This window comes from Xanthovirga aplysinae (assembly GCF_009711365.1).
GTDB classification, from domain to species: Bacteria; Bacteroidota; Bacteroidia; order Cytophagales; family Cyclobacteriaceae; genus Xanthovirga; species Xanthovirga aplysinae.
Window position 1 is genome coordinate 1 of the sequence record NZ_SMMB01001090.1, and the last position, 7,940, is coordinate 7,940.

Annotated in this window: 6 protein-coding genes; 1 reads left to right on the forward strand and 5 read right to left on the reverse strand. The window is 34.8% G+C overall.

Going from position 1 to position 7,940, the window contains the following annotated elements; all coding sequences use genetic code 11:
• Positions 1-201 precede the first annotated feature (201 nt).
• Both E1171_RS12560 and E1171_RS12565 read right to left on the reverse strand, forming a co-directional pair.
• The gene (locus tag E1171_RS12560) at positions 202-1,476 is read right to left on the reverse strand and encodes a metallophosphoesterase (RefSeq protein WP_155206355.1); all 1,275 of its coding nucleotides are present in this window, start codon (positions 1,474-1,476) and stop codon (positions 202-204) included.
• 191 nt (positions 1,477-1,667) lie between these two features.
• Positions 1,668-2,129 carry an SWIM zinc finger family protein gene (locus tag E1171_RS12565; RefSeq protein WP_155206356.1) on the reverse strand — a complete coding sequence of 154 codons (462 nt, stop codon included), beginning with the start codon at positions 2,127-2,129 and terminating at the stop codon, positions 1,668-1,670.
• Between the two features lie 1,053 nt (positions 2,130-3,182).
• Here E1171_RS12565 and E1171_RS12570 point away from each other — a divergent pair.
• Positions 3,183-3,731, forward strand: a complete 549-nt coding sequence (locus E1171_RS12570) for a DUF4136 domain-containing protein (protein ID WP_155206357.1) — start codon at positions 3,183-3,185, stop codon at positions 3,729-3,731.
• Between the two features lie 313 nt (positions 3,732-4,044).
• Here E1171_RS12570 and E1171_RS12575 read toward each other — a convergent pair whose 3' ends face one another.
• From E1171_RS12575 to E1171_RS12585, 3 genes are all read right to left on the reverse strand, one after another.
• A complete protein-coding gene (locus tag E1171_RS12575) occupies positions 4,045-4,800 on the reverse strand; it encodes a Bax inhibitor-1/YccA family protein (protein ID WP_155206358.1) in 756 nt (251 codons plus the stop codon).
• Positions 4,801-5,113: 313 nt separating this feature from the next.
• Positions 5,114-7,054: a DUF3857 domain-containing protein gene (locus tag E1171_RS12580; RefSeq protein ID WP_155206359.1), complete on the reverse strand. Its 1,941-nt coding sequence runs from the start codon at positions 7,052-7,054 to the stop codon at positions 5,114-5,116.
• Positions 7,055-7,407: 353 nt separating this feature from the next.
• Positions 7,408-7,940: low molecular weight phosphatase family protein (locus E1171_RS12585; RefSeq protein ID WP_222931489.1), on the reverse strand; the 533-nt coding region annotated here is incomplete at its 5' end.

Consider the following 7,940-nt stretch of genomic DNA (forward strand, 5'->3'; position numbering starts at 1 on the left):
ACAAAATTTAACGCCAGGGAATTTCTATTTGGTTTCCAAACTGTAGATATCAACATTGGTTTACAATGGTACTTCTACCGATAGATTCCTTGGCAAGTTTACCAAAGCAGTCTAAAAATTATAAAGACTGCCTGGGTTATGATCTGACAGCCTTTCAATTTTAAAATTTGACTTTTAATTACTAATCCAAATGTAAAAAAATCAGGCTTTTTTCAACTCAATCATAGTAATTTCGGGAGGCATTCCTACTCTACCAGGAAAACCCAAATAACCATATCCCCTATTTACATACAAAAATTGTTTACCTTCTTGGTAAAGGCCAGCCCACTGTTTGTATACATATTCCGAAGGACTCCATTTAAAATCCCCTAGTTCCACCCCAAATTGAAAACCATGGGTGTGTCCCGCAAACATCATATCAATGTCACCAAACTCAGGCCGAACCTGCAAATCCCAATGACTAGGATCATGCGATAATAATAGCTTAACGGCAGCTTCATCAGTGTTTTTATGTGCCAAGTCCAATCGCCCTTTCTTTATAAATCCTCTTCCTCCCCAGTTTTCCACCCCTAAAATGGCCAATTTATCACTACCCTGCAAAAGCATACGATGCTCATTCATCAGCAAATCCCACCCCAGAATTTTATGTGCTTCTTTCAACTTTTCTAAGTTTTTTTGTTGAGCAACATCAGAGGTCCAATTTCTGTAGGTCCCATAATCATGATTTCCAAGGGTAGAATACACTCCTAAAGGAGCATCTATCTTGTTAAAGATATCAATATAATTTTTTACTTCATCGGCTTCATTATTAACCAAATCTCCTGTAAAGAAGGCTACATCCGGCTTTTCTTCCATAAACATATCTACCCCTCCTCTTACGGCAGTTTTATTAAAAAAACTCCCACTATGAATATCAGATATTTGCCCAATTTTAATTCCGTCGAAAGATGCAGGTAAATTAGGTAAATACACCGTCTTTCTCCTAATTCTATAATCATGGGCACCGGAAACAATGCCATAGACCATTCCGGCCATTGGTGCGCCTGCTGCCAAGAGAGCTGTTTTTGATAGAAAGTCCGAACGGCTAATTTGATTTCCTCTCTCCAGAGTGGAATCAGAAGAAATGGCGTTTAAGCTTGAAGAATCATCAACTACCTTATAATAAACCCATTGAACCAATCTTCGAACATCATCAATTAAAAGAAAAAGAACCCCAAAAATCTTAGCAAAATAATTGACAAAAACTGCTGTCAATAAAAACATTCGGAACACCCGACTATAATTATCAGGATTGCCAAAATTATATAAAAATAAGCCGGATAAAACCAAGGTGGTGATTCCCCAGTACGTATAATAAATAATTCTACGTGGAATTACTGAAAGGTTTTCGCTGACTACACGAACTGCCTGAAAAACATACCAATCAATAAAAAGTAAAATGAGAGCTAAAATGGGAACAACTAGTAACTTATTCATGAGATTCTTTTTATTACATCATATGCATACAATCAAATGCTTCAACGAAGGGAAATTAAACATGTTTTGCGCAAGTCATACAAAAACCTAAAGGACTAAATTAAACAGAATGGAGTATTTCGAAAATTAAATAAATAAGAAATGAAAATTAAAACACCTCTGTTGTTAGAACACAAAAAGAAAAATTATCATCAGGCAACTTCATCTACTTGGAGTTTTTTTTTAACATAGGAAGAAAATTTCTCCTTTAGTTCATCATTATCCTCAAGCAGTTGTTGTAAAAATTCAAGTTTATCAACATCGCTGGAATCAACATACAAGGCCAAGAAATCATTATAGGTTAAGGAGCGCCTTTTATCCATTTCCAAAGAAAATTTTCCTGAAAGAACAGCCATAGAAATGGCCACCGCATGCTTACAAATTCCATCATGTCCCGCAGGGCACCCACATTTTGCACTTAGTTCCCCCTTTATCAGTGAAAGCTCAACCTCATAAACATAATGCCCATGTACAAAACCTCTAAAAGTGTTATCTCCATTATAAATAACTTCGCTTACCTTTCCGCTTTTAAAATAGTCTTCCCCTCTCTTGAAATTTATTTTCAGAGCAAGTTCTTTGATGTCCTCATATGAAAAGATTACTTGCTGATGCATGGCACTACTGTCAAACTTCCGTTAAATGATCAGTGCTGCAATTTAATTATCAAAATTGGCATAAATAAGGAGATTTTTAAGAAAGATAAAAGTAATTCTTTATTCTCAACCTCCAATTGCACATTGTCTATATTAAAATTTGATTTTTAACAGATAATTTAATAACCAAAAAAATTAATTATAGATCCCCTTCCTCCTCCTAAAAAAAATACAGCAACTTTACATTAAGACGAATAATTTTAAAAAAAGTTAAAACTAAAACTTCAATTGTGTACTCCCCAATGTAAAAAGAAAGCCTCCTTCCCCCGAATAAGGAAGTTAAAGCTGACTTTAATCTTTAATGCACAAAATAATAATATTATTTCAAAAGTAGGTATCAGTAACCCCATCTTAATATTTTAGGATAAGAATATTTACCAGTTAAATCGATCCTCCCCACTCCTGAATTTTAATATTCCCTTTCCTTTAAAATCTATTATTTCATCTGAAAAAAACTAAAAATTAAAAATTTTGGTTTTTGAATCACATATCTACCTATTGATGTTTAAGAACACCTCTAAATAAATTCAGATATTTAAAATGTCTTTGGAAAACCATCACATAGTTGGTTTTAACTCTAATTACTACCAAATTCAATTTATAATTGGGTCTTGTCCAAGAATGCGAAAAGGCTTTCCTAATTGAGATCACCTATTTAGATATAATCTTAGACCCAAAAAAGTACTTCAACGGAATCCTCTAAAAACAAATAAAAAATAATTTCAAATAAAGCTTATTGAAAAAATTTACAGTTTCAAAAAATTAAATTCTAAGGCACCAAATGAGAAGTGAACAACTCAAGAAAAATCCAGAATCACATGGTTAATCAGCTTATTCGAAAGCGGAAAAAACTAATAAAAAGTTAATTAAAAGAATTGCTTTTCAACTATTAGTTAATGGCAATTGCCAATTAATTGAACGTACAATCTTCAACCAAAATTTAGATGAAAACAATATAATCAAATGGTTTTCTAAGGACAGAAAATCTTCTCAAACAGCAAAAATGACGGTAAATTGAGAAAGATCTGGAACAAAGGAATATTGCTGATAATTTTCAGCTTTACCGCTTGCATCAATCTTAAAAAAGTGCACGTCAATTATGATAAATATACGGATTTCAGCAGGTATATGAGTTTTTCCTGGCATGTAGATGCTGGAGAGAATGGACAAATTAGCAGTTTAATTGATTCGCAGTTGAAGCGAACCGTAGAAACCGAATTATTGGAAAGGGGCTTTGCCTATAACCCTCATGACCCGGATTTGCTGGTTTGCATAAAGATAAAAATTGAAAAAAAAACAGATTATAGAGCCGTTCCCACTGGTTCAGGAGGCTATTACGGACATTACAATGGTGGACACAATTATACTATGGTCCCCTACGTCTATTACGAACGAACTACCACCTTGCGGTTAATAGACAAAAAAGGTATGCAAACAATCTGGGAGGGAGCCCTGGTTGCGATCCAAAAGGACAACCTGAGCAGGAGGTATAAAAGAATTCAAAAGGGATTAAACCAAATCATCCGAAAGTTTGATTTTAGAGGAAGTCAACAGTTTTATTGAGGCAAAAGGAAAGAACTTAATTTCTTTTTTTCCAATATGACACTGCTGATTGAACCTAACAGTAAAACTTCAAAATTAGAGCGGGTAAAAACTCCAATCCTTTAAATTAGTATTGGCAAAAAAATAAAAACTCACTTTTCCCTTTTTTCATAAAACCCAATTAAGGAACATCTTTTGAGTATGTTGAAATATTCCAATTAAAGAAAAGGATTAAATTTCTATTAGGAGATAAGTAAACTAGATTTCAATTAGATATAAAAAAAGGAGTTCAATACAACTCCTTTTTTTATATCTATCTACTCATTATTATTTTTTAATTCCTTCGACTATTTAGTTTAGATAACAACCTTAATATCTCAATATACAGCCAAATCAAAGTTACCATTAGCCCAAAAGCGGCATACCACTCCATGTATTTAGGCGCACCTGCATTAGCACCTCTTTCAATAAAATCAAAATCCATCACCAAATTTAAAGCTGCTATCACTACCACCACCAGACTAAATCCGATACTGATCATTCCGCTTCCGTACAAAAAGGAAAGCCCACCGCCAAAGAAGCTCATAATGAAGCTTATAAAGTAAACAAGAGCAACACCCCCAGTGGCAGCTACCAAGCCCATTCTAAACTTATCTGTCACTTTAATCCATCCAGCTTTATAGGCAATCAATAAGGTAAAAAAGGTACCAAACGTAAGTACTACCGCCTGCATGACAATACTATCTCCCACCGGGTTTTGGAATTGAATATTTGCGGACAATGCCCCTAAGAAAAGTCCCTCCAAAATAGCATAAATAGGTGCGGTAATAGGAGCCCACTCTTTCTTAAAAATGGTAATTAAAGCAAAAATAAAGCCTCCAATTCCCCCTATTCCTATATAAGGGCTCACATTGGCTCCAGAAAAGAACTCACCCCAAGTATAACTGGCGGGAACAATGACCAATGCCAACATCAACAAGGTTTTGTTTACGGTACCCTGAACCGTCATTGAATTTGAATAATCAGAATTTCTGATTGAAGAAAAAATTTCCGGCTTTAAAGTCGGATTTGAAGATCTTCCAAATGCCATATTGTATAATTTTTATCTTTTATAAATTAAAAAACGAAATCTCACTTCCTTTATTTAAGAGCTTACCTAAAGATTTTGTTTTTTATCGAAAATGAGAGCTTGGAGGGGGCATCAAAGTACTTTTCGGGCTCGTATCTGGAAACTAAGCCAAAGAAAGCAACGAGAGGTGGTATCCAAAAACCATTTACAGTAAAATAAAAGTCATAGACATGCTCTAATTCCAAATATACGAGAAATCCTTCATTGGGTTAAGAATAACCACATTTATTGACACAAATTTTCATCCAAGATCAAAATTAGACAAATAAGAAATCTAATTGATCTCCTTCCTTTTCAAAACCATATGCTCAGTGTATTTTCCTACAATTTGGCCAAAAAACTCCTTAAGATAAGGGTAATAAGCCTCCGGTATAATGGCTTGATCCATGGAAACCGTACTGGTAATAGAAACCACATTTCCATTCACTTTAGCATAAAAGCTCATTTGTCCAGCATCTCCAGGTAGTTTCACTCGAGCACTCTTAGGAATTTCTTCCACTTCAATTTCTTTTGGAAGCTTCAAAGTTAAAGTATACCTGTCCTTAAAAGTTTTCCCAAAATCCACAGGATAATATCTTTTCTCAGACTTAAAGGGATTCTCACTAAAAAAATTAACAAATATTGCTGGCAGATAAATCATATCACCCACTAATTCCTCTTCTGGTAAAGCAAGGGTCAAATTAACCTGTAGAGGCTTGGTAGGATCTTCTAGGTTTCTAACAGAATCGTCTACAACCTCAAAAACATCCTCATCAATTCCGATTAGTGAAATAAGTTCTTGATTGGTTTTTATCAAATCTCGCCTTAAATCGAGGGCATCATAGCCCGAAAAACGGAGGGTTATTTCAAATTGTGTAGACCCCGCACTTAAATCAGCCTGGACAAATACAACAGAAGATGTTTTGATAGAGGGTTTAATTTCTACCCAATCCGGTGCTTTTCGATCCAATCTGTACCCAAATCCATTTAGGTCATAATCAGGCAACTGACCAAATGCGACCAAGGGCTCTGTTGCATCTAAGAGAATAGTCTCCTCACCTAATCTCAGCTCTACAATTACATGATTGAATTGAGAAAGCAAGGGATACCCTTTATAAATCTTCCCGTTAGATCTAGTACTTAATAATAACGGACTGGCATTCAACCCTGCTGCATTTAATAAAAGATTAAGAAATAAATTAATTTCAGTCCCATTTCCAGTCTTAGATTCTAAGAATTTATTAAAAGATTGGGTGGGGAACCTTCTCAACAATTCATTCCACTTAAAGGTATTCGTGACCAAATAAAAAATTTTTTCAGCTTTTTCCCTCGGTGCCATATCTTCGGATATGGTCGAAAATAAGAATTCCTTAGCTTTTGCTTTTCGATTAAAATAAGGGGCATAGCTTTCATCTGTAACCACCTCTTTAGCTAATGCCTCCCAACTAGTCATTAAATTTACATATTCAATTCCTCCACCATACCTGCTTTTAGTCTTTTTATAGCCTGCCAATTGGAAACGAATTAGCTCTTGATAATCCCAATGATTGGCTACAAAAGGTTCTTCTTTAAGTGAGGGCACATTTTCCAAAACCCAACGGTTGGTATTAACCTTACCATACTTGAACAAAAGGCGATTTCCCTGAAAAATAACTCGATAATCCAATCCGGAAGGAATGTTTGCCCTAAATTCACTATGAAGAGTTGGAATAGAATTTTGAAAAATCCAGGCATCCAAATACATTACACTCTTGGACACGGTGGTATAGGAGTACTCTAAAATCGAACCTACTTTCACCGAGGGAAAAGTAAAGCGTTTTTCTTTCCAATTTTTATCTTTATCCACCTCAAAGATCTCTTTTCCTTCCACTGAAATTTTGTAAAGCTTTCCATTTTCATCGCTATTAATAGTTTGAGCTTTTACACTATTCACCAATTCAAATCGATCTTCAGCATAATAGGGAATTCTTACATCCGCCCACTCCAACCCCTCCTGATTGAGAATCTTAATTCGAACATGACGATTGATAATAACATTATTACGGTCAAATTCTACTGTACCATAGTCATTGAGAATAACAGCATTTGCATCCTTTTCAAATTCACATTCTTTTAATTGTAGATCTTCTTCCGATACCTTACCCCATTTTACAGGAGCCTTTTGACCATAACTGGTGGAAAAAAAGAAAAGAAGGATCAGGGATCCAAGAAAACAGGAACAGAATTTTTCTTTCATTATTAGATGGTTGAAAATCCGTGAATAAAAAAATAATTAAAAAATCAACTATTAATTTAAAGTCCAATTAAACCACTTACGTGACCAAAATTCCTTAAATATTCAATAATCATAAAATTTTATTTAAAAAATAAACCTTATTTATCGATTAGCGAAATAGTGAAAGAAAATTAAGAAGAAATCAAAGAATACTCTGATAGAAAAAGAAATCTACCACAAAAAAATAGAAAAGGACATGACGTTACTTTCTTAAAACAGTACCTCTGCCTTCCCAAAAAGAGGAATTGTCCTTATGTATGAAAGTATTTCTAATGAATTAGAAATGGAAAAGAATGATATCCCTAGGGTGGCTTTTACAATGATTTAAAAACAAAAGCTGTTTCTGTTGCAATTTGACGACAACGTTCTCCATATTGTTCCTCTTCCAAAGGGGTATTATCAAAGGCTTTGGGATCCTCATAAGTAGTGGCAACTCTCAAGTCAGCCCCTAAGACCAAAGGACAATCAGCATCGGCAGATGAACATGTCATTATCGCCCCAAAACTCTTGGACGGATTTGGGCTTTGGTCATATTTCTTTGAAAATACTTCCATGGGGGGGGTATTGGAAGCATAACTCACTTCATAAATAGGGTTTACACCAGATTCCTTTTCTGTAACTTCAAAACCAGCCTCCCGTGCTGCTCTAATCGCATGAGGATGAAAAGCAGTAGCCTCCGTACCACCGGAATAGGAAGCAAAAGGTTCAATCTGGAAATAATACGCTGAAACCTGTGCCCATAACTGACCAAAATGGCTTCTCCTAGAATTATGTGTGCAAATATAAATCAGCTGAGGTTTTCCTCCACTTTTCAAATTTTTGACTATATACCTAGAAATTTGCTTTA